Raw genomic sequence first — 20,550 nt, forward strand, 5'->3', positions numbered from 1 at the left:
CCAAAACGGTGAACTTACCTTCGATTATTTGTTAATAAGCAATGGTATATGAATGACGTTTATCTAAGACAAAAGCCTCTGCCATCTCCGGACCGTGTTGCGCGAGAATCTGGTCTGCCAGATACGCTTGAAGATCTTCATGAAAATACGTCTCTAAACCAAAACTCCACGCTTGAAAAACATGTTTTCCCTGACGACGCCCAGCTTTGTAATTTTCATAAATAGCATGGTAGATCGCGCGCCCAGTTAAATGAACCCTCACCGGAAGGACTAAGCGTTCACCGCCGCGCTGAAATCGGGCATTAACTGTCCGGAAAGTCATAAATCGAATAATGAGCAGGACACTTGGAATCATAATGCCCAACCCTACCAATGCAACAAAAATAGTGCCCATTACAAAACCAACGGCACTGACTGCCAAAGCACCCGAAATAACAACGCTCAGGCCAATGACAAACAAAATCAATAATAGCGCCGGAAATAAAGCAACTCCGGCTACTAACACCCAGAGCAATAATTTAAATGCGATTTTCATAAAGCCTCCAAAAAAACATGCCGCTTATTCTACCGAAATCAGATGAACATCACTGACGCCGCGAATATCGCCAAGTTTGGTTACTAAATCATCAATGGTCCCTTGCAGTGCCGAAATATCAAATGAGATCACAACACTAGCCCAATTATGGATTGGAATATTCTGGTTAATCGTCACGATGCTGGCCTGTGCATGCGATATGACCGTCAAAACCTCTGACAAAATACCGCGATCGTGATGGAGCATTAATGAAATGACTGCCTTTCGCGATGCCATTTCATGATCAGGCAGGAAAACATAATCTTTGTACTTGTAATAGGTGCCGCGAGAAATACCAACTTGCTTAACTGCCTCGCTGACCTGTTTAACTTCACCATTTTGGAGTAAGGTTCGTGCGGCAATCACTTTGCCAACCACGTCTGGAAGAATTGAACTGTCAACAATATAAAACTGCTTCACGCAAAATCCCCCCAAAATAATTGACAGCCACCACACCTTACGAACTACCTGATAGCCGTTTGAATATGTTCATATTGTAACAGTCATTGTCACTTCTGCAAAGTAATCGTTAAACTGTAACCGACTTGACATGTTGTGATACCTAATAAACCCTGTTGTTTAAAAGATTTCGCCAGGCCATGAATCATCAACCGAATCAATCGTTAAATTGACACATATGCAACGATCATCACAGCAACTCACAGGTAAGGGCTTTAAACTCAAGGATTTTTGCAGTAGGCTGATGGTGACTTTTTATTAAGAAAATATGATGCTATTGACGGGCATAGAAACCTGCGTGTAAAGGTTGGAAAATTTCCACGCGTCAGGACTCCACACCTGCTAGTTTCGAAACACAATCAGTTAGTTAAGACCCAAAAAAGAAGGCTTTTAAATGAAGGCACGGCAACCCTATCATCTGTCATGGCAACTATTGACAGCAGTCATTATCATTGGTTTCGTCATCTTTGTAGAATACTGGCCACATGTCACTGACAACACACTAATGGGCGGTGCTTTGGTCAGTGGCGGCCTGTGTATCGGCACCTTACATAAGGCACATCAATCAGCCCACCACAAAGAAAAGTAATGTTTGAAGGCAACGACCAGCAAAATAAGCTGCAGAGTAACCTGCAACTTATCAACGGATTCAATTAATTTGTCTAGTTCGGCATTTTGGCAAGAAATGGGCGTGCATAATTGACTTTTCCGTGCACACTGGCTAGAACACCGGGCACGAGTTCCTTAATGAGATGATCTTCGGCAACGATTGAAAACGGCGGTTCAAGTTTGTAGGCGGCTGCTTTACGAAATCCGAACCGGCCGAAGAATTGACGATCACCAATCGCACTGACAAAATCACGGCGTAGATCGGTTGCCCGCATATCAAGCTCAGAGACAATGGCCATGCCTAAACCGCTCCCTTGATACGCCGGTGCGACTGCTAACGGCCAAAGTGCTACTCCGTTCATATGCGCATCCGGCGTAATCGTTGCCGCCGTCATGAGCCCATAGCCGACTAAATGTCCATCAATCATGGCAACGACTTCTAAAGCCGCTTCATAATCAGTGGTTCGCCTCAATTCTGCTACGAGCGCTGCTTCGTCATGATAGCCGCGTTTACTGGCGCTAAATGCGGTATGCAATAATGCGTCTACATCAGCAAAATCACTCTGCTGTATTCGTCGGATGGTCATAAGGGTCTCCTTTTTAGTGCTTATTTGTTTGCTTCACACTTCTTGAGGGGCGTTTGGGGATCGGCGCCCAATAAATGTGATTGCTTTTACCTATCAACAATCATATCACCGCCTGTTAACGCTTCACCATCCACCCGCATGTCCAGAAAAGCTACTGTTACTCGGACTTGGGATGGTCGTTTAATGCAGCGTCAGTGTTTTTGGCGGCACCGGCTGTCGATGACGTTGTGCTTGACGATGATTTTGTTGCTGGCTGTTTTTGTTTAGGTGCTGTCGCCTCATCCGGGAAGATTAAGGTGAAGGTCGTTCCTGAACCCAACTTGGAATCCACCTCAATTGTTCCGCCATGTAAGCCCATTAATTGATGAACAATGGCCATACCAAGTCCGGATTCGCCGTATTTCGTATTTTTGCGTGATGGGTCGGCTTTGTAATAGCGTTCCCAGATATTCTTCATTTGATCTTTGGACATGCCGATACCGGTATCACTGACGGTAAATTCGGTTTGGTGATACCCTAATTTACCGCCGATCGTAATCTGCCCGTTTTTGGTGAATTGAACCGCATTTTGGACAATGTTAAACAGAATCTGGACAAAACGATCATGGTCAGCGTAGGTCGGTAATTGGGCTGGCGCTTTAATCGTAATGGTATCGCCTGCTTCTTCGGCCTTTTGCGTTAGCTGCTCGGTAATGTTATCAAGATCTTTACGGGCATTAAACGTGTGCTTGCTTAAAAGAATCTGATTGGTGCGAATCTTTTCGTAATCAAGGTTTTCATTGACCAATCTAATCAGCCGATTCGTTTCATTGCGCATCAATTCGATACTTTTGCCTTTGCTTTCTTCAGGGATCGCATCGTAAGCCAACCCTTCCAACAAACCATTAATCGTTGTCAGCGGGGTGCGCATTTCATGTGCTGCATCCGCCATGAACTGACGCCGGCGATCTTCTTGCCGTTGGATTTCCTGTTGGCTTGCTTTTAACGAGTTCACCATATCGCGAAAATCATCCGCTAATTCGGCCACTTCATCATGGCTGCGGCTTTTCATTTTAACGGTCACGTCATAATTACCTTCCGCAACCTGATGCGTCGCCTGACGTAACTGATTAATGCGACGAACCTGATAAGAAGCAATGAAGTAACTAATGATGAAAGCTGCTAATGTTGATAGCACAAATGCGATTAACAAATTGTGTTCGGTTTTGTTAATCGAACTTTGAATCTGCTCTACCGGCGCAAATGCAGCAATGACAAATAACAGTTTTTCACTTAAGAAAACCGGCTGATAATAAATCGTCATGCTTTGTGCGCTACCGCTAATCGGATTCGTCATCATTTCCGGCACTGCAACTGCTGATCCCTGCTTCAATTTTTTCCAATAACTCGCTTTAATCGCAGTCATCCGGCCCTTTTGCGAAACGGGATATTTTGCAACGTTATTCGCATCATAAATAACAAAATGAACATGCTGGTCACTCAAAATTTCTTCGGCATTCTGAATAAACCGCGCATTGATGACATACGTATTTTCATCAACCGCGTTATTTTTCAAAACATCCGTATACTGTTCAAGTTGTTTGAACCCATTTTCCCAAACCGTATTGGTGGTTGAGCGAATAAACAGAATCGACACGATCACCAGCGTCACCATGATGACCGAAAAAAAGCCGATCAGCTGTTGATAAAGCATTTTCATTGATCAAGCCCCGAATCATCAAACTTATACCCAACGCCCCAGACTGTTTGGATGATTTGTGGACCGACTTTTTCAATTTTTTGACGTAATTTTTTGATATGCGCATCAACGGTTCGTTCATCGCCATAGTATTCATAGTCCCAGACCAGCTGCAGTAGCTGTTCGCGGGAGAAAACCTGTTTGGGACTCTTGGACAAGGTATGCAACAAATCAAATTCTTTGGGCGTTAACCCTTCGATCTGTTTGCCGTTCAAATAGGCTTCCCTAGTCTTTGTGCTGAGTTTAAAGTGATCGGTTTCAACATCAAACCCGTCTGCCTTAGTTTCCGGCGCTGCTTGTTCCGCGCCAGCTTCGGCTCCAACCTCGGCGCGCCGATGCAAAGCCTTAATCCGCGCAATCAATGTAATCGGCGAAAATGGCTTGGTGACATAATCATCAGCGCCGAGCTCTAACCCCAAAACCTGATCGCTTTCGGTATCACGCGCAGTTAGCATAATTAGCGGCACTGTCTCGCTAATTTGCCGAATTTCCTTAGCCACCTGCATCCCGTCCATTTTCGGCAGATTCAGATCAAGCGTAATGATATCAAAGCTGTCAGGTGCCTCTTTGAATTTCGCCAGTCCTTCTTCACCATCATAGGCGTTGACAACTTCCCATTTTTCTTTTTGGAAGAACATGGCCATCATTTCGGCCACACTTGTATTATCTTCAATCATTAATAGTTTCACTGCTGAATCCCTCATTTCACAGATCTTTAAAACCTTTACGGCGTTTAGGCCTTGGCGCATCATCCGGGGCAACATAATCATACGGCAGCGCATCGTGTGCCTCCAAATAATGCTTCAGTCGACTTTCGGTATAAACAAAACCGGGCAAGAATAACAAAACAGCCAGAAAAAGCCAGATAATAAAATAGTTATCCCACGCTAACCGGTGAATTACCCAGCCAGCAAGTCCTTCAACGGCACCTGTGGCAATTAACGCCTGATAAAACCACCTTTGTGCCAACCGAAAACTATCAGCGTTGACACTGGCGAGATACGATGTGTAGCCCCACAGGCCGGTTTGATGACGCGGTCGAAAAATAGCAAGAAGGATGCCCATTAGTAATTGCATGCATCCTGCAACAAGTAAGATCATAGACATGCCCCCATAAAAATAGCTTAAAACCTAAGTGTGCGTCAGTACAATGATAACTGCAAATGTTTTGACAAGTTTAATTATACCGTGGTAATATATCATTTGCACCTTCTTGGGGGTGTAATGGTCTCGACATTGCTTTTCGCGCATGCGGTGCACCTCGGAGGCTCGGCTCCGTCATCAACGGAACAGTTAATATAACTGCAAAGAACGAAAATTCTTACGCTTTAGCTGCTTAATAACCAGCTAGCGTGATCCTTCCGACTTCGCTCAAGGGTCGGGTCTGGGTCTCAAATCATTGAGCTACGGTTGATGTTGCCACCTGAGGCATCAACAAGAGACTAGTAGGTTAGCTGCCTTGTGTTAGCCTTGTCGGTTGGCGCGACATCGCAGCGAATTTTAAATAAATCGGCTATGGGTGTAGAGCCGCATGTAGCAGGGGTGATGGACAGGAGTTCGATTCTCCTCACCTCCATTTTGACCCTTTTTCTTGTTTCTGGTTAGTCCCGAAATGCTGTTAAATCAGCGTTTCGGGGCTTTTTATTTTGGGTTGTTTGGGGGTGTTTTTGAAGTGAAGTGCACAAAAAGTGTCCATTTAGTGTCCGATTTTAGCTGTCGAAATGTCCTATTCAAAGTGAGTTCAGTTCATAAGAATCTCACTTAACGTTACCAAATAAACTTCACCTTTAATCAGTTACATTTGTTAAAATACGGATATTAAACGAAAGGAAGAAATCATTAACCTTCGCCATCGTTTTTACGCCAGCTATGACCCCACCGCAACCCTAGAAAGGAATGTCAAAATTGAAAAAAGCCAACCATTTACCACTCAGTATCATAACAATTATTGCTGGCAGCCTCAGCATCATTGCCGGTGCTATGAATCTTGCTTCAGGCATCTTGCTGCTCGTGAAAAGCCGTCATTCGGCATCATAAGTCGTTGAATGGCGACAATCAAATATCATGAAATGAAAGAAGCCCGTTGCAACGAGCTTTTTTTCGTTACTGTTCAAGTTTCAAACTAGGCGATTAACTAAATCCGAGCCGCGTAGTAACGTCTCAAGCATGTCCGACCTTCTGCTGCTTGCGAATCTCAGGTTGATGCTTGCCGGTTTTGGTTGCTGTTACCCCATCAAAAGTCAATAAGGCCGATTGATAGTCACCGATCAATTGGGCTTGTTGCCGGTTAGCGCCATTGAATTGGATCGGTAAGCGAACGCCAACCCGCTGCAAGACATCACCGGAAACCGGCCCTGTGTGACCGTTCACCCAATAACGTTGGTTTGGCTGGGCAACCGGTATCTTCATATACTGCACGGCGCGACTGTCTGCATCGGCAAGGACGCGGAAGAAGCCTAAAACTAAACGCTTGCGGTAATGATCACTTAGCAGCCATGCTACTTGATTCTGGCTGTTGGATTGACGTGGCAAAAGCAACCGAAAATCACCATTTAAGACTAATGGCTGTAATTCATGATAATAAGCAATTTGGTTTTTGATTGTTGCCAATGCCGCATCATCCAGCTTGGTCAAATCCAATTCATAGCCGAGAATGCCAAATGCTGCCACACGAAATCGCGTAGCCAACGGTGTGGAACGTCCGACTTGTTCATTCGGTATCGCCGTCACGTGATTGCTCATACAACTTAACGGATAAGCCAGTGCGGTTCCGGATTGAATTGCCAACCGTTCGATCGCATCAGAATCATCACTGGTCCAGATTTGCGGACTATAAAAGAGAATCCCCAAATCAAAGCGCCCGCCACCACCAGCACAGCCTTCAATCAGCAGGTGAGGAAAGGCCGTGAGCAGCTTTTGATAGAGGGTATAGACACCTTGTACATAGCAATGGAAGAATTCACCTTGAGGATGCCCAATTTTTGCCAAGTAGGGTGAATAGGCTTCGGTAATACTGCGATTGAGATCCCACTTCACATAATCAAGCTTGGTTTCGGTAATGACGCGTTGCATTTGCGCAAAAATATTATTTACGACCGCTGGATTACTAAAATCCAGAACATATTGATGACGTGTAATCGACATTCGGCCGCGCTTGGGACGGACCACCCAATCCGGATGTTTCTGGAAAAATTGCGATCGAGGCGATACCATTTCCGGTTCAAACCACAGGCCAAACTGAAGGCCGAGGCCATGAATTTCCTCAGCAAAATGCCCTAAGCCATCCGGAAACTTATGCTTATTTGTGAACCAATCCCCCAATGAACTTAAATCATTATCACGGGTACCAAACCAGCCATCATCAAGAACAAAACAGTCAACCCCCACCTGACGTCCCAATTTAGCCAGATGCAACAGCTTTTGTTCATTCAAGTCAAAATAGGTCGCTTCCCAACTGTTCAAAACAACCGGACGCGGCTTTTGGCGCCATTGCGGGTCAATAATATGCCGGGCCACAAAACGCTGATTGACTTGGGATAAACCAGCTAGTCCCGCTGAACTAAAGCTTAAGACCACTTCAGGGGTAGTAAAACTGGTTTTCGGATCTAGTCGCCAGCTAAAATAAGCCGGATGAATGCCAGCCAAAAGCCGCGTCTGATCCCATTCATTAACTTCAATGCTATCCAGAAAGTTCCCCGAATAGACTAAGTTCGCACCGTAAGCATCGCCAACAGCAAATGGTTGTCCGGCTGCGTGCAATGCGACGAACGGATTTTGTTCATGACTCGATGCCCCGCGCAAAGATTCCACTGAAAACGTTCCTTGCGTCAAAGGCTGTGTCTGAATGTGCCGCTCTTTGGCCCAGTTACCTGACAAGTGAACAACATCATAACGGCCTTGGGGTAAATTCAGCGCCCCGCTCAACATCCGCTCAATCATAACCGGCTCAGCACCTTGGTTCGTCAAAGTAGCTGCCCGAACGACCGTGGCACTATCCGAAAAAATCGTATACTGCAGCGTTAATAATAACTGCGCCGTTTCATCTTCAAGGTGAATTGTCAAAACATCAGTCAGGGCTGGATTACCAAAGCTCGTTGGATGATGTAAATTCCGCATCTTGGTGTGACTCACCTGATAATCTTTAAATACAAAATTCGGATACACGGGTGCGTCTGCTTGGGTCACACTTAAACTGCCTTGCCGAAAATCGCCAGTTCCATAAACTGGATACTCTTGTTGCGCATCACCTAATGCAAACGGCTGATCGTCGGAAAAGTTAGCCATCCACGCAAACGGACTGGAACCTTGCGATAGATAGGTCAAATCAGCAGTCGTTAACGATAATCTGGGGCCAAAATAGAGATGGCCCAACTGACCATTTGGCAATAACGCACAAATATAGCTGATCTTTTGATTATATAAATGAAAAGCATGATCGTCAGTAACATCGATCAATTAGGGTCCCCTTTCCGCGATAAACATCACCTTTGTTATAGCATATAAACTGTTTTGATGTACCTTTCTATAAGTGGCATTCTGCCGTCAGCATCGGTGTCACATAAGTACCGTTTTTCGCTAATGCTTGGTTCGACCCATTAAGCAGATCGCGCCAAATGACAAAATAAAAACGAACTTCCCATCGAAAGAAAAGTTCGCCTTTGGTTAGTCTATTCTGTGGCTTGCTGTTTAGGATCCCAACCAGCAATATCCTGCTGCGTAAAAGCATAGGATAACGTTTTGCCATAAGCGGCCATATACGCTTGACATTTTTGGACATAATCACGCTGCATCATGTAAAAACTATTGTCGCGCGCTGAAAGCTTCGGATCCGGATAAATTGGATCAAGAACATGCAAAATATAACGGACTTCGCGCAGTTGCTGATTCTCGCGGACTGGCAGATCACGAATTTCCGTAAAACAGGAGATAATCGGAACGCCCGCCTCGGCAGCATAGAAATAAGCGCCGCGCTTAGGTGGTCGTGGTTTACGATAATTGAACCACATTTCCTGTTCAGGATAGATTAACACCCAGTGATGACCCGCAAACGCAGCATTCAACATTTGTTTAAACGGACCATTTAAGAAACTGGGGCGTCCGGACAGCGGAATCGTATCATCATATTTCATCACAAACCCTAGCAGCCCTTTCATTGCCAAGTTTGTATCCTGACTGACGATATACATGCGGTGCCGACCTGCCAGATGCACGGCTTTACGCACAGCCATATTTTCAAACGGGCTGAAATGATTGCTTGTAATCACACCGCCACTTTTGATGCCCCGAATTTTATCGACCCCGACTACTTCAACATCTTTGGTCACCTGTAACGCATAGGCATTAACGACCAAGCGACAAACCAGTGTCTTGAGCTTAAATAACTTGTCCCGGCGCTGTTGTAAGTAATGTGTCACAATCCGCTGCTCCTCCGACTTGGAAAACACCGGATCATGTTCTTCGACTTTAATATTAAACGCTTTAGCCGCCACCGCACGCCGAATATTGCCAACAACTGCCGCGCGATCCGGACCGACAAACCGGCCCGATTTCATAGCGCCACCTGCTCGCCATGTTTAACGGCATTCAAAATTGTATTCTCCGTGTGGCAAACAGCAATAGCCGTCTGCAACATCCCACTCATACTTTGCCGATCAGCCTGCTGATCCGCCAACGTAAATGCCGCCAACTGCTGCTTCAGTTCCGCTTCAAATCCCGAATCCGGTGCATACCGCCAAAAGCGATCGCCTAATTTAGCATGATGATAATGCCAAGGCTTGCCAAACAAATTATAGTGAATCAACTTTCCACCAGTCTCTGCAGCCGCAGGGACCCCGGTTTGCATATTCCAGAGCTTCGGTAAATATTTGATGCGATGTTGTGCGATGACATTGATATAATCCTGGTCAGCAGCAATCATCGTAAAATGGTAAGTCTTCAACAAGTGCAAGAACCGATCGGAAAAATGCTCCTGACGCATCTGCGCAAGATTCATCAACAAAACACCGGAATTAATATACTTACCTGGCTGAATGCCGAAATCGCGTTGAATGTAAGTCATGGTTTCCGGATAAGTCATCATCACCGGATCAGCCACACCGGCAACCAGGTTATCACCTAAATCCGTTGCAAACAAAGCGGTCAAGTCGCCTTCTGCCACCGTATCCGCATCAATATAAATCGCTTTGTCATACTGTGGAAACATATCCGCGATAAACAAGCGAAAATAAATGGTCAGGGTCACGTAATCACCGCGCAGTTTGTTCGTATCACCACTGATCTGTCGCGTAACCTTATCCATCGTGATAAAGCGGATGTCAAAATTGGATGTCCCTAAAGCAGCCAACCGCTTTTGATTGGCGGGTAATAAGCCATTATTAAGAATATTGATTTCAAAATTGACACGTGGATTTTTATTTGCCCGAATCGAAGTCAAAGCAACGGCCAGACAAGGAACATAGCCATCATCGACGGAAAAGAAAATTGGAACCGTGGTTGGAGTTGGCATTTAGGACACTTCTTTCAATTTAGGTGCTAGCCGGCGATAATCTTTCAGCAAATCATCATATTCATGCAATCCCAGCTGCTGATGAACGGCATGAATCTGCCACGGCTTGACCGTCACAATGCGAAAACGCGGCCAAAAGCGAAACGATGTCGTAAAGTGCTGAAAAACCGTATCCGGCTCAAGCTTATGCTGCTCATTGTATTTTGGCGGCAGAATCCGTTTACACTTGGCCAGCTTATTTAAAGCACTCTGATCCGGCATAAACAGCCACCGCTGCTGTAACAACTGGCGGCAGCGCGCTAATAAACCATCTGCGCGAATTCTAGCAAGATTCATCAGCAAAACGCCGGAATTGAGATAATCAAACCACATCAACCGGTGATGAAACCACCATTTGCCATAGTGGTCCAACGCGCCGGCAATATCAACACCAGTCATGGACTCATGGTAAAACGCAGCAAACGGCCGCCGACAAATAACATCGGTATCCAGATAAAGCATGCGATCCGGTAACTGTGGCACCAAATCGGCGTACAACCGCAACATACAATAAGGCGTAAACATCGTTGTTAGATTAGCGCGCGGCGGATTTGCCTCAAACAAATTCGTTATATCAATTCGCGTGAACTGATGCGCCGGGTTTTCTTTTTGCATCAACTCGGTCATTTGTGCGACGGTCGCAACTGGAAACGGCTTATAACGATGATCGTTAACTGTCAGTGTCGCGGTCAAAACAAAAATATGCAGCGGCTCACGCGTTTGCCGCATTAAGGATAAGGTTGCAAGCAAAACACCATCTGTCATGTTGGCATCACCGCAAAATAAAATATTCATGGTCACGGTTGCGCCTCCTTTTGCTGCTGATAGTGAATATAGGCAACATTGCTCAACTTAGCTCGCTTCATCATTACGGTCCGGACTGTGGTTGCTAACTGTTTTTGGCGCATTTTTAATGGCAGCTGCTGATCCGGCCAATACGGACCATCGACATACAAAACGCGTTTAGGCCGAGGCCACCAGTGTCGCCGTTGATAAGTCATGGTGGTGACAAATACGGGTGCATTTAGTTCAACCGGATAATGAAATGCACCGGACTCAAACGGGCGGATACCAGTATAATATGGCCAAACGTGAGCCTCCGGATAGATCATCACGACTTCTTTAGCCGCAATTAGCCGTTTGATTTCAGCATGAAAGGCGCGTAGTTGGTGCAACTGCTTGGGGACTAATAGACCACCGCCGTATGGAACCAACCGCCCAAGAATCGGGACACTCAAATTTGCCGGTGCCGCTAATGTCGCCACCCGTCGCGCCTGATTAACGCGCATCGGCGTAAAAACATCCCCAAATGGCTGCGTGTGGTTGCCATAAACAAAGTAACCGCGACCGGCTGCCTGGCGTAAAACGCTGCGATGACGCACACGCACCCCGATGCGCCAATACCCCTGAGCAAACAGCCACGCACCGGCATAAACCAGATCGGCTTTGAAGCGAAAACCCAACGTCGGCTTCCAACAGTAATTAGCAGGAAGCCGATCTTTTTGATTAGGGGCAGTCACAATATCATCGGTTAGTCGCTGATAAGTCACAACTTTTACCACGCAAAGCCCCTCTTCCTGTCAACAATGTGCGTTACGCTGCTTTTTCCGCTCGCCGCAGCCGCCGCAATATAAAGAGTGTGGCAATCCACACAATTGCGAAGATCAGCGCCGATAACATTGCACGATCAAACATCATGATTACTGCGGTTAATAGCAGAAAACCCAGCACAAGATAATCAGCAAATGGGTACAATGGCATCCGAAAGTCGGTACTGTGGGGATGCAACTTCTTATACCGCAAATGTGCCAACATGATCATGCCCCAAACAAACAGAAAACTGATCGTTGCCATACTTGAAACCAGCGTGAAAACCGAACCGGGAAGAAAAAGGTTCAAGACAACCGCTACGGCAATGACACCGGTTGAGACCAGAATCGCCCGAGCTGGCACCTGGCGTCGTGAAAGTTTGGCAGTCCACTGCGCTGATTGACTTTTTCCGTTCAACGTTAGCGAAAATAACAAGCGCCCCGTGCTAAAAATAGATGAATTACAAGCCGAGGCCGCCGCGGTTAATACCACAAAGTTAATGATATCGGCCGCAAACGGAATCCCCACATTATTAAAGACTTCAACAAACGGGCTGTTAACCGGGGAGACATGCCGCCATGGATAAATACACATGATGACAAACAAGGCCCCCACATAAAACAGCAAAATCCGCATTGGAATTTCGTTGATCGCTTCCGGAATCACCTTATGTGGATTTTTGGTCTCACTAGCAGTCAAGCCAACCATTTCAATGCCGACAAAACTAAACACAACCATCTGCAGTGACATGAGAAAACCGCCAACGCCTTTAGGGAAAAAGCCGCCATCGTTAACAAGATTGCCAAGACTGGCATGACCAAGTGGCGTTTTAAAGCGAACAATCACCATGAAGATACCTAAAACGATGAGTCCAATGATGGCCACAATTTTAATCAAGGCAAACCAGAATTCTGCTTCTCCGAATAATCCGACACTGACCAGATTCAACAACAACAAGATCGCTAAAGCAATTAAACCGGGTAGCCACTGCGGCACATCAGGCAACCAGAACCGAATATATAATCCAATCGCCGTCACTTCAGCCATCGCAAGTGCTACCCAGCATATCCAGTAAGTCCAGCCAGTCACCCAACCGGCATCCATACCCAGGTATTTTGTGATGAAATCAATAAAAGTATGTGAATCCACATCAGACATCAACAACTCGCCTAATGCACGCATTAGCAAAAAGCAAATGCCACCAGTTATTAAATAAGCAAATAAAATGGACGGTCCTGCCGAGTGAATCGATTGACCAGAGCCCAAAAACAAGCCAGTCCCAATCGTGCCGCCTATTGCAATCAGTTGAACATGGCGACTCTTCAAATGACGTGCTAGTTCAGGCCGATCATCTTTTTCGGCTTGCATACTCATCCTCCTTTAAAAGCATAAAACAGTCTTGAAACTTATTTTTCATCTTGATTCAACGGCACAAACCAAACTTAAAACTAATCATTGTCTGACTATCCTTGCGTCACACTTACTAATGCGGACGGCCAAGGTAGCTGTTGCCGTCTGATTAATAGCATGCGGTATTAGAAAAATTATACACCATTTTCAGAAAACCCCAAATCATTCACACCTAATCGTCAATACTAATGCGGTCAGGCGGCATCTTGTCAGCTAAAAATGCGTTAATGGTCGGCGGATCCTGACGAAACTGCAATTTTAACACCGTCAGATTTCCCGCCTGTGCCAACAAAACCGTTCCTTTAGGCTGCGTTTGTAACACAACCCCGGTCAGATTCTGATACATGCGAATACTACCCAAACCACCAATGATAGCGGGATCAGCTAAACCTTTTTGCCAGCTTGCAAAACAAAGAAACATGACAACAATGAACCCGCCGCTAATCAAGTCGTCAAAGGAACGGCTTTGTTGCAAGGTTAACACCAGACTAAACGCCGCAACTGCCAGATATAAAAGAATACGCCATACTTTCGGACGCGCTCGTATCCGTACCTGCACAATGTCAAAAATCGTGACGCCGACAGCAACAATGGCAATGAGCACGTAAGCAATACTCAATAACGACATAACCAACCTCCTGTTTATAACTATCTATTCTACCTGATTGTTCCCCAAAAAGCAGAAAATGCCCTTTGAAGAATCATCTCGGCAACTTATTTTGAGTCAAAAATAGACGCCAGTTTTCTGACGTCTAACGATTCATTTCTGAAAATCAGCAATAGGCAGGATTGATTTTTCCCTTTAAGAGCCAGTTTAGCGATGATCCCACTCGCCACATTGTTATCGACACATCTGGTGTATTTCCGCAAAGTCTTCAAAGACAAGCCGCCGCGCCCTATTGTGCAATATTGGCGGCAGCCCAGTCTTTAACCTTTGCAATAAAGGCGGCGAATGCCTCACGATCATTCAAATTCGGGAATTGACCAAGTAAGACTTGCTTAGCGCGTTTTACGTCCGCACTTGGCTTTTGAAGAATCAACAGGCTCTTTTCTGCTTGCTTATCGGCAAAAAAGTCATCCGGCAAATTAAGCAAGCCTTGGAAGTAAGTTTTTTCCGCCAGCCATGCGGTTAAACCGGCAGCTTCTTCGGACTGAAAGACCCGACTTGGTACATAAAACATCCCCAATCCGCCTGGCTTCAATACTTTCATGCTTTGTTCAATGAGCAAATGATGCGCATATGAATGACCCTTTTTGGCTGCAGTCGCAAATTTCTTTGCCCGTTCATCTACAGGGTAATACCCCACCGGCAAATCGGAGACCACCACATCAATATCCTTAAATAAAAGCCCATCCAATGCATCTTGATGAAACAGTTCAACGTCCAGGTGTTGCAAGCTGCTGCTCATCCCGGCAACCGCCAACAAGGCCTCGTCATTATCAACACCGTAACCTTTTACCGTAACGTCACGTTCTTTGTGTAGTTGATTCATCACTGCAAACAACAAGTTCCCGCTTCCAACTGCCAAGTCCGCCACTTTGAGTTGGCTCGGCTGCTGCTGATCAAAAACGGTCGCCATAAAGGTTGCAAGACTGGCCATGGCATCCGGTGTGATCTGTTTATTGGGTTCAATCCCATCAACTTTGATCGCTTTAACCAGTACCAGCTGCAAAGCCTGCCGTATCTCTTCCGGTTCATATGTTGCCAACTTCACCTGACCAAACAAAGCTTCCAGTTTCTTCTTAGCTTCATCGTTAGGCAACCCATCTTCTTGCATCACTTCACCAGAAGAAAGATCTTCGCCAGCTTCGGTAATTGCCGCAATATCAGTAGATTTCAACTGCTGATGCAAAATCGTCGTGCTTTCATCCAAAACATGATAAAGCTTCTCAAGGTGTTCATTCGCCACAAAGACAACCCCCTAAATAAAGTGAGCGCGAACCAGCCCGGTTAGAAGTCGGAGTGTAAGCGGCCTTGGGCGTGATGGCCCGGGCTTGGCCATTGCGACCAAGGTCCTTACACGCAGACTTCTGGGCTGGTGAGCGCGTTATGATTGAGCGCGAACCGGCGCGCTTAGAAGTCGGAGTGTAAGCAGCCTTGGGCGTGATGGCCGCACTTTGGTCATTGCGACTGAGGTCCTTACACGCAGACTTCTGGGCTGGTGAGCGCGTTATGATTGAGCGCGAACCGGCCTAACCGAGGCGCGCATCATCATGACCAAATATGGCCAATAAGCATTTTATTGGGAGTCTGCTGCTAACGCGCCCCTTCAACGCTCCGTTTACCAGTGTACCGATTGGAAATACCTTATTCAAGCGGGATCATTCTTTAACCTAGGGCACCGATTTGGTATCTGTCTCACTGACCGTCTTTTCAACCACTGGCATTGACCTCGTTGGACTGACACTTACTTCACTCGCCTGACTAGATTTCAAGCTCGCACTGTCAGCTGTTTCTGACTTATCATGATGGTTGACTCCTTCCGCATTTTGCCGCCACTGCGAATAAGCCGACTTAAACTGGGACTTTTCGACTTGCTTAATAATTTGATAATGCTGCTGCCAGCGGTTAAACTGCTTAAACATCCCAATTGTCATCGTCAAAAATATACCGAATAAAATGATGGTATTAACCAGCACACTTCCACGTAATTTCATTGATTAAGCCGCACCCCGCCTTCAAAAGTCTGGTTAGTACCCAATCTTATCTCATACAAAAAGCCATGAACGGACCCCAAAAATTGGCCGGACTTGATTTGCATAAATAATGGAATATGGCCCCCATCATTGGTTCTAGCGCGAATCATACTGTTGCCATTTTTGGTATAAAACTCAAAAACATAAAATTTCGATTGATGACCATCTTTTCCCTGAAGCCTGACCCGTTTCTGTTTAAGCGACTCGAGTTTCATCCGATGGGTCCGCACATTAGCCTGTAAGTCTGCATCTGCTTGCAGTGCATGCAGTAAATATTGATCTTGATTTGTAAAACGTTGAACGCCTGTCAAAAGCGGCGACCAAAGCAACATCACCGCGACTATGATTCCTAATCCAATCACAACTTCGATCAAGGTGAAGGCGCTAAGGGTTAAAGGTATAGCTGGCCGTCGAGTTATTGGCATCAACCCGAACCTCCTTTGCGCTCATCACTACCTTCCAAACATCAGGGCCAACGCTAACCTGAGTTTCCCCACCACGCGCAGGCACCCGCATTAAAGCAACGCGAGCGGCATAGTAAGCAGTGGTTTCTTGTCGGACAGGTATGACAACTTGCTGATAAGTCCTCATCAATAACGCCAACCAACCCACAGCCATGAGAACCACGCCCAAAGCCGCAAGATGTTCGACTAACAACACCCCACTTAATTTTTGGTCAATATTGCTCGCCCCCATCCCAGCTGGAACGTAATCACCCAAGCAAACTTTTTCTCATTTGAAAAGTTTAAAGTTCCCGCTTGCTTTATTTTCCCATGAGGATTACAACTCATCCAACCCCTCCCACTAAATGTCAGTGATACCGGGAAAGGAAATGTCTTTGTCGTTCCTTGAGTCACGAATCTAACTTCCCTCTCTTCACCATTCACATACATATTGCCATCTGATGGTTCAGCTCTCGCCCGCATTTTTAGCATTTCCCATTCTTCCACCAAGGCCTCCATAAATTCACGTTCGCGGTATTGCGTTAAAACATTTCGGCCAACCGGAACCGCAACGATTGCTAATGCAGTTATGACAAACATGACAGCCACGACTTCAATCAAGGTAAAACCATGTAGCCGTTTCATTTGCTAAATGTCGGTGGTGATCCTGCTGTCAGCTTAAACCCGCCTTTTCTAAGGGTGTCTGCCTGGCTTTGTGAAATCACGTCTTTTTTAACTAATTGATCCGGAGAACTAAAATCAACCCCGCCGTGATCTGGCTCATTGTAAGTCATTTCCAATTGCGTGTTGACCGTCGCCACGGTTGCTTTCAGGTTCTGAGTATCGACACGTTTCATCTGGCCCTGAATGGTCAAAACCAGCGCGAGCGTCAGTAGAATAATGACCCCCAGCGCCGCAACTACTTCAATTAAGGTAAATGCGCGCAACTTTTTTCGTTTCATGCTTAACCCCCTATAGATTGATAAAGTGGTAATAAGATTTGTAAATACACCAGTAAAATCTCTCCGCCGATGATTAGAAACAAAAACGGCTGTACCAAGCTCACCAGTCGTTCCAATTGCTGTTGAAGCCGCGAGAAAAGCTGTTCACCAAAAAGTTTTAACCCGGTTGCGACCAAATGATGCGATTGGCCCATGGTTAGCAAACGGGCAACCTCAGCGGGAATCAACGGCTCTTGAAGCGCCACACTTAATTCGTGTCCCTGTTGAACCTTCGCCTGAATGCGTGTGCCTAATTTCCCCATCGGTCCGTCTAAGGTTGCTAAGTGCTGGCAAAAGTTGGCAATATCTGCACCCGCCAATAAAAATTGAGCTGCTCCTGCTGTAAACTGAAACTGATAATAAGTTCGTAGCAGTTGGCGCATCCCCGGAACCTTCTGTAACACCAGTAGACGTTTGAGCGGCGACATACGATGCCAGTAGCAGTAACCCAAGAGTCCAATCACTGTCACCACGCCCAACCCAATCAATTGAAGCGCGACTAAATTCGACTGTGGTAAAGAAAGTGCAGGAAGAACGCCAAAAACAACGACAATCTGTAAGACCACCAGCATTGCCAATAACAGACACGGATAAACCAGCAACTGTACAATGCGTTGCCGATTGCGAACCCGCAAGTGAAGATAATCCGCCGCAATCGTCAACGCCTTCGCTAAGTCACCATGAACCTGAGCCAACTGCAATTGTTGGAAAAGAATCGGGGCCAGATCCTGGCGTGCAACTGCATCCGAAAAGGCCATGCCGTTAGCCAATTCGTTTTCAATTCCTTGCCAAATCGCGGCGTGTTTAGGCAAACTCACTTGCAAATAGGCGAACACGTCACTCAGATTGAAACCCGCCGTCATTAAGGCTGCACTTTGACGACAAAAACGTTCCTGAACGATCAGAGGCACTTTCACGAAACCACCTCCGTTGCACCGCTTTGATGCGCCGGCTCAAAAACAACCACTTCAGCGACAGGATGAATCGTAGGTCGATACTGCAACGTGATTGCGGCACTGGCTGTTAAGGCGGCAGAAACCAATTCGGCAGGTAAGCCAAAGCTAGTCAGTCTCAGTGGGGTGTCGTTGGCCGAACGTGCATGCACGGTCGCAAGCACAATATGACCGCTAATGGCAGCTTCACAGGCGCTCTGGGCGGTTTGCCGATCGCGGATTTCACCAATCAGCAATACATCCGGGCGATGACGTAAAGCGGCCTTTAACAACTGCGGATAACTCATTTCCGCTTCTGGGTTAACCTGAAGTTGCAGAAACTGGGGCTGGTTAATTTCGACAGGATCCTCAATAGACAGCACCATTTTCGAGGCGGCCAAGCGAGTTGCAAGCTGGTACAGTAACGTTGTTTTACCCGATCCGGTTGGGCCAGCCAATGTCAACATGCCTCGGCGTTGCGTCAAAATACTCATTAACCGATCCAACAACTGACGTGCACCCTGCGCATCGGGAATACCACTGATCAGTCGCACCACCAATGATTCGCGGCCCCGAAAATCCGCAACCGAACTTAAACGCAGAAAGACATTTGAGTCCGGATGATAAAAGGCGCCTAACTGGACGCGGCGATGCTCCGCAACATTCATCCCAGCCATGAACTTCAGATAATTAATCTCTTGCTGACCTATGCGCGTTTCCAGTTGCCCTAAAGTCACTAACCCTGTCGGTAACCGAAGCCGAATCAGATAACCATGCGGATTTGGCAAATAGTAAATATCGCTGGCTCCTTTGGCTAATGCGTTGGTCAATAACGTTTTCACTGACTGCATATTTTTTCCTCCTGCATTAAAAGAATTCGCAGGCAAGGACGAGTTTGTCATTAACATAAAAAATTTACCCGTCATGCTTTTTCGGATGTCATCGTCTGCACATAAGGACGTTGGTCACGGTGATTAAAATACGATCATTATGTCTCAAGATGCGCATACTCTGTCCCTTAGCCGCACTGTTTCCGCCCTAGCTATGCAACGCCATCCATCTAGCCAGAGATTACTCCGCCTTGGTGCTAAAATCGTTAAATGCTATTGATACTAATGTAGAGAATCTAAAAGGCGTACCATTTCTCGTCAAATCCGAGAAATAGTACGCCTTTAGTTTGAAACTGGGAATGATAGCCCAGCCTCTTCACTCATTTATTCAACTCATTAATCGTCCGGCCAGTCGCCAGCTGTGTAGACTTCTTGCACATCATCATCGTCTTCTAGCTGATCGATCATGGCTTGGAATTGTTCGACTTTATCTTTAGGAATCGGGGTCAGATTTTGTGGTACCATCGTCAATTCGTTTTGGACGAATTTATACCCTTTTTCTTCCAAAGCATCACGAACCTGTGCGAATTCTTTGGGATCGGTGTAGATTTCGTAAGCATCGTCTGAAGTTTGCATATCTTCAGCCCCTGCTTCGAGTGCATCTTCTAACATCTGATCTTCATCGACATCATACGCTTCACGTGAGATAACGAGATACCCTTTGCGATCAAACATGTAAGAAACCGCACCGGCTGCCGCCATATTGCCACCATGACGGGTGATGGCAACTCGAACTGAACTGGAGGTTCGATTCCGATTGTCCGTTAACGCTTCAACCAGGATTGCAACGCCACCCGGGCCATAGCCTTCATAGGTAACTTCATCATAATTAGCCGCATCGCGATCACTAGCCTTGTCTAATGCCCGCTTGATATTGTCCTTAGGCATGTTGGCAGCTTTGGCTTTGTCCATGACCAAACGGAGGGATGGGTTACCACTGGGGTCAGGACCACCTTGCTTTGCTGCCATGTATAATTCACGTGATAACTTCTGGAAAATCTTACCACGCTTCGCATCCTGAGCGTTCTTACGGCCCTGAATGTTATGCCATTTGGAATGTCCTGACATGATAAACC

The 20,550-nt window shown here is 46.2% G+C and carries 23 protein-coding genes and 1 other RNA gene; 2 read left to right on the forward strand and 22 right to left on the reverse strand.

Annotation, left to right across the window (positions count from 1 at the left end; all coding sequences use genetic code 11):
• Positions 1 to 31: 31 nt before the first annotated feature.
• Positions 32 to 535, reverse strand: coding sequence for a hypothetical protein (locus tag ACWP87_RS07980; protein ID WP_005684614.1), 504 nt, complete (start codon positions 533 to 535; stop codon positions 32 to 34).
• Between the two features lie 24 nt (positions 536 to 559).
• Positions 560 to 994: an ACT domain-containing protein gene (locus tag ACWP87_RS07985; RefSeq protein WP_005684613.1), complete on the reverse strand. Its 435-nt coding sequence runs from the start codon at positions 992 to 994 to the stop codon at positions 560 to 562.
• A 433-nt stretch (positions 995 to 1,427) separates the two neighbouring features.
• Between ACWP87_RS07985 and ACWP87_RS07990 the strand changes: the two genes are divergently transcribed.
• Positions 1,428 to 1,622: a hypothetical protein gene (locus ACWP87_RS07990; RefSeq protein WP_005684612.1), complete on the forward strand. Its 195-nt coding sequence runs from the start codon at positions 1,428 to 1,430 to the stop codon at positions 1,620 to 1,622.
• 73 nt (positions 1,623 to 1,695) lie between these two features.
• On the opposite strand, the gene ACWP87_RS07995 is transcribed toward ACWP87_RS07990, so the two are convergent.
• The 4 genes from ACWP87_RS07995 to ACWP87_RS08010 all read right to left on the reverse strand — a co-directional run bounded on the left by ACWP87_RS07995 (position 1,696) and on the right by ACWP87_RS08010 (position 5,068).
• Entirely contained in the window at positions 1,696 to 2,229 is a 534-nt protein-coding gene (locus tag ACWP87_RS07995; protein ID WP_005716059.1) for a GNAT family N-acetyltransferase, read from the reverse strand.
• Positions 2,230 to 2,386: 157 nt separating this feature from the next.
• Entirely contained in the window at positions 2,387 to 3,928 is a 1,542-nt protein-coding gene (locus ACWP87_RS08000) for a sensor histidine kinase (RefSeq protein WP_014569412.1), read from the reverse strand.
• Positions 3,925 to 4,656: a response regulator transcription factor gene (locus tag ACWP87_RS08005; protein WP_014569411.1), complete on the reverse strand. Its 732-nt coding sequence runs from the start codon at positions 4,654 to 4,656 to the stop codon at positions 3,925 to 3,927. The genes ACWP87_RS08000 and ACWP87_RS08005 overlap by 4 nt, the downstream gene beginning before the upstream one ends.
• A 16-nt stretch (positions 4,657 to 4,672) precedes the next feature.
• On the reverse strand, positions 4,673 to 5,068 hold the full coding sequence (locus ACWP87_RS08010; protein ID WP_015764896.1) for a membrane protein: 396 nt from the start codon (positions 5,066 to 5,068) through the stop codon (positions 4,673 to 4,675).
• 114 nt (positions 5,069 to 5,182) lie between these two features.
• Between ACWP87_RS08010 and ssrA the strand changes: the two genes are divergently transcribed.
• Positions 5,183 to 5,546: a transfer-messenger RNA gene (gene ssrA / locus ACWP87_RS08015) on the forward strand.
• Between the two features lie 581 nt (positions 5,547 to 6,127).
• On the opposite strand, the gene ACWP87_RS08020 is transcribed toward ssrA, so the two are convergent.
• From ACWP87_RS08020 to ACWP87_RS08095, 16 genes are all read right to left on the reverse strand, one after another.
• Positions 6,128 to 8,422: an alpha-galactosidase gene (locus ACWP87_RS08020; protein WP_014569408.1), complete on the reverse strand. Its 2,295-nt coding sequence runs from the start codon at positions 8,420 to 8,422 to the stop codon at positions 6,128 to 6,130.
• Between the two features lie 212 nt (positions 8,423 to 8,634).
• On the reverse strand, positions 8,635 to 9,519 hold the full coding sequence (locus tag ACWP87_RS08025; RefSeq protein ID WP_014569407.1) for a lysophospholipid acyltransferase family protein: 885 nt from the start codon (positions 9,517 to 9,519) through the stop codon (positions 8,635 to 8,637).
• A complete protein-coding gene (locus tag ACWP87_RS08030; protein WP_014569406.1) occupies positions 9,516 to 10,472 on the reverse strand; it encodes a glycosyltransferase family 8 protein in 957 nt (318 codons plus the stop codon). The genes ACWP87_RS08025 and ACWP87_RS08030 overlap by 4 nt, the downstream gene beginning before the upstream one ends.
• A complete protein-coding gene (locus ACWP87_RS08035) occupies positions 10,473 to 11,312 on the reverse strand; it encodes a glycosyltransferase (protein ID WP_014569405.1) in 840 nt (279 codons plus the stop codon).
• Positions 11,309 to 12,073 (reverse strand): lysophospholipid acyltransferase family protein, encoded by a 765-nt coding sequence (locus ACWP87_RS08040; RefSeq protein ID WP_014569404.1) that lies wholly within the window; start codon positions 12,071 to 12,073, stop codon positions 11,309 to 11,311. The genes ACWP87_RS08035 and ACWP87_RS08040 overlap by 4 nt, the downstream gene beginning before the upstream one ends.
• Positions 12,074 to 12,104: 31 nt before the next feature.
• Complete coding sequence (locus ACWP87_RS08045; protein ID WP_014569403.1) at positions 12,105 to 13,469, reverse strand: amino acid permease; 1,365 nt, start codon at positions 13,467 to 13,469, stop codon at positions 12,105 to 12,107.
• A 214-nt stretch (positions 13,470 to 13,683) separates the two neighbouring features.
• A complete protein-coding gene (locus tag ACWP87_RS08050) occupies positions 13,684 to 14,139 on the reverse strand; it encodes a hypothetical protein (protein WP_014569402.1) in 456 nt (151 codons plus the stop codon).
• A 268-nt stretch (positions 14,140 to 14,407) separates the two neighbouring features.
• The gene (locus tag ACWP87_RS08055) at positions 14,408 to 15,421 is read right to left on the reverse strand and encodes a class I SAM-dependent methyltransferase (RefSeq protein ID WP_014569401.1); all 1,014 of its coding nucleotides are present in this window, start codon (positions 15,419 to 15,421) and stop codon (positions 14,408 to 14,410) included.
• Positions 15,422 to 15,845: 424 nt separating this feature from the next.
• Positions 15,846 to 16,169, reverse strand: a complete 324-nt coding sequence (locus tag ACWP87_RS08060; RefSeq protein WP_005688791.1) for a hypothetical protein — start codon at positions 16,167 to 16,169, stop codon at positions 15,846 to 15,848.
• Positions 16,166 to 16,633 carry a hypothetical protein gene (locus tag ACWP87_RS08065; RefSeq protein ID WP_014569400.1) on the reverse strand — a complete coding sequence of 156 codons (468 nt, stop codon included), beginning with the start codon at positions 16,631 to 16,633 and terminating at the stop codon, positions 16,166 to 16,168. The genes ACWP87_RS08060 and ACWP87_RS08065 overlap by 4 nt, the downstream gene beginning before the upstream one ends.
• Positions 16,593 to 16,904, reverse strand: coding sequence for a hypothetical protein (locus tag ACWP87_RS08070; RefSeq protein ID WP_029943925.1), 312 nt, complete (start codon positions 16,902 to 16,904; stop codon positions 16,593 to 16,595). Before ACWP87_RS08070 ends, ACWP87_RS08065 begins: the two co-directional genes overlap by 41 nt.
• Positions 16,874 to 17,296 carry a type II secretion system protein gene (locus ACWP87_RS08075; RefSeq protein WP_014569399.1) on the reverse strand — a complete coding sequence of 141 codons (423 nt, stop codon included), beginning with the start codon at positions 17,294 to 17,296 and terminating at the stop codon, positions 16,874 to 16,876. Before ACWP87_RS08075 ends, ACWP87_RS08070 begins: the two co-directional genes overlap by 31 nt.
• The gene (locus tag ACWP87_RS08080) at positions 17,293 to 17,613 is read right to left on the reverse strand and encodes a type II secretion system protein (RefSeq protein ID WP_014569398.1); all 321 of its coding nucleotides are present in this window, start codon (positions 17,611 to 17,613) and stop codon (positions 17,293 to 17,295) included. Before ACWP87_RS08080 ends, ACWP87_RS08075 begins: the two co-directional genes overlap by 4 nt.
• A 2-nt stretch (positions 17,614 to 17,615) precedes the next feature.
• On the reverse strand, positions 17,616 to 18,569 hold the full coding sequence (locus tag ACWP87_RS08085; protein WP_014569397.1) for a type II secretion system F family protein: 954 nt from the start codon (positions 18,567 to 18,569) through the stop codon (positions 17,616 to 17,618).
• On the reverse strand, positions 18,566 to 19,435 hold the full coding sequence (locus ACWP87_RS08090; RefSeq protein ID WP_014569396.1) for an ATPase, T2SS/T4P/T4SS family: 870 nt from the start codon (positions 19,433 to 19,435) through the stop codon (positions 18,566 to 18,568). The genes ACWP87_RS08085 and ACWP87_RS08090 overlap by 4 nt, the downstream gene beginning before the upstream one ends.
• A 375-nt stretch (positions 19,436 to 19,810) precedes the next feature.
• Complete coding sequence (locus tag ACWP87_RS08095) at positions 19,811 to 20,542, reverse strand: YebC/PmpR family DNA-binding transcriptional regulator (RefSeq protein WP_005684587.1); 732 nt, start codon at positions 20,540 to 20,542, stop codon at positions 19,811 to 19,813.
• Positions 20,543 to 20,550: the final 8 nt, after the last annotated feature.

Source organism: Lacticaseibacillus sp. 22, assembly GCF_055413445.1.